At 43.9% G+C, this 2,040-nt stretch carries 3 protein-coding genes; all 3 read left to right on the top strand.

Features of this window, described 5'->3' with window-relative positions; translation table 11 throughout:
* Window positions 1-318: 318 nt before the first annotated feature.
* Window positions 319-591, top strand: coding sequence for a WGxxGxxG family protein (locus RMO55_RS13885; RefSeq protein WP_310427399.1), 273 nt, complete (start codon window positions 319-321; stop codon window positions 589-591).
* A 307-nt stretch (window positions 592-898) separates the two neighbouring features.
* The gene (locus RMO55_RS13880; RefSeq protein ID WP_310427397.1) at window positions 899-1,150 is read left to right on the top strand and encodes a hypothetical protein; all 252 of its coding nucleotides are present in this window, start codon (window positions 899-901) and stop codon (window positions 1,148-1,150) included.
* A gap of 240 nt (window positions 1,151-1,390) precedes the next feature.
* Window positions 1,391-2,040 (top strand): molybdopterin-dependent oxidoreductase (locus RMO55_RS13875; RefSeq protein ID WP_310427395.1); only part of this gene is annotated, 650 nt, incomplete at its 3' end.

The following is a 2,040-nucleotide window of genomic DNA, read 5'->3' as shown; positions in this document are numbered from 1 at the left end:
AGATTCAGTTGCGACGGGCATCAATAATTATAATTTACGCGATTTTTGTGACTACTTATAGTTTGACATTTCTCGCCAGAATCAATTAGGCGTGAGACTTACGGATATCCTGACTCGCATTTGAACTGGATGGGCAAGAGGCGATCGATCTAACGCCATCGTTAGGAATACTTAGAATTTTTTAAACATAGTACTTACGACAGAGTTATTTCCTAACTAGCTTGGGTAGATTGGTAAGCAATTAAGCTAACGATTTAGATTGGTAATCCAAATTTTTTAGCGAAATCACACGCTTAGTAAATAAAGGAGTTTAAACTCATGAAAAAATCATCTTCGCTCGCCTTCATCAATGTTGGTATCCTTGCTACTATTGTTTCACTTGCAACTATGACTCCCCCCGCTGCTGCTCAAACGAGTACCCCCCGTACAGATACTCAACAGCCACGCACCACGACTACATACGAACGCAACGATGACAATTCAGGTCTATGGGGATTGGCTGGTTTAACCGGTTTACTCGGATTCTTGGGACGACGTAAAGAAGAAGATCGCTCCAATATGCCTGTCTACCGCGATCCCAACGTTCGGTAGTTTTAGCTAAACAGCAGGGAATCCCCACACCAAATTAAAAGATGAGTTACGAGACGGTGCGATTCGTTGGCCTGAAACCGATCGATCGGCGGTAAGGCGTGACGAATCCGACGATCGCTTTCATCGATCCTAATCCGGTTACTCCAGATCTAATCGTTCTAACTAGACTGTCGTTGTTACCCGATTACCGACCGTAGGCTCCGCCAACGATAAATCTCAAGTATTCAATTTGATAGATGGTTCGATCGAAAAAAACATCTTAAAATATAAATAGTTTAAACTCGTGCTTTACTGCACGAAGAATGCTATGGATAACGGAAATTCCGTGACAGAAAAGACTCAACCGAACACGGTTGAATCTACTGAGCAGTCCGATATTTTAACTGAAAAGTGCTCGGCGATGAAAGAAGAAATTAAAGACGAAGCCCAGCAAATTTTTGAAGGTCATCGAGGCAATGTTAGCAAACCGAAGACTTTGACTGAAGCTTGCACCACGATGAAAGAGGAAATCAAAGATGAAGCGAAACGGCTTGTCCCAGATCCAGATACTACTCACTAGCAAACGATGCTCGTTGGCTTAAAACAAATAAGTTTGTCTATCTTTTGATAGATGCTTAACCTTTGAATTTGTTTGATACTATTGCAGAAGCCGAGAAGGCAGGGTAATAGAAATAAACATCGATTCTCCAATGGAGAGGCTACGCCAACGATCGTCAAAAGCCAAGTCCGCCGAATATCTTTGTTTAGAAAGTGGTCATACTTTATCTAAGGCATGACCTTTATTAATTTGAGATCGCTAATGGAAACTAACTCCCAGCCCCAGCCAGCTTTCCAAGAAACCAATGAAGGCACCCCCGAAATTGGTGGGGGAACGCACATTATTGAGTACTGGGCGCAGAAAACACTATCGCCCCAAGGCGCAAAGCTGTGGAAAACGCTGCTCCATAAAAGTGCTTGTCTATCTTGCTCCTGGGGAACTGGCGGACAAAAGGGCGGATTTAGTAACGAAACAGGCGAAAAGCTTCAACGCTGCATGAAAAGTGTCGAGGCGATTTCTTCAGAAATTCAGCCAGGAGTATCGACACATTTTTTTGATACAAATCCGATTGCTAGACTGCAACAATTGTCGTCCCTGGAAGCGGATAAATTAGGTAGGTTGAGTTTTCCAGTAATTTTGCGGGCGGGTAGCTCTCATTATGAGCGGATTTCCTGGGCGGAGATTTACGCAATTGCGACTACTGCATTCCAAAAAGATCCAGAGCGAGTTGCTTCCTATAGTTCTGGGCGTGGCTCTAATGAAGCCGCGTTTCTGCTGCAACTAATGATGCGGACGCTCGGTTCTAATAATCTCGCTGATTGCTCTGATTTGTGCCATGCACCCTCGACTACAGCTCTGAATGAGATGTTTGGGACTAATACCTCGATCGTCAGTCTGGAGAGCTTGAAGGA

The sequence above is a fragment of the Chamaesiphon sp. VAR_48_metabat_135_sub genome, assembly GCF_031418915.1.
In the GTDB taxonomy this organism is placed as follows: Bacteria; Cyanobacteriota; Cyanobacteriia; order Cyanobacteriales; family Chamaesiphonaceae; genus Chamaesiphon.
The sequence above is the reverse complement of the archived record's forward strand: the minus strand, read 5'-3'. Positions and strand labels throughout refer to the sequence as shown.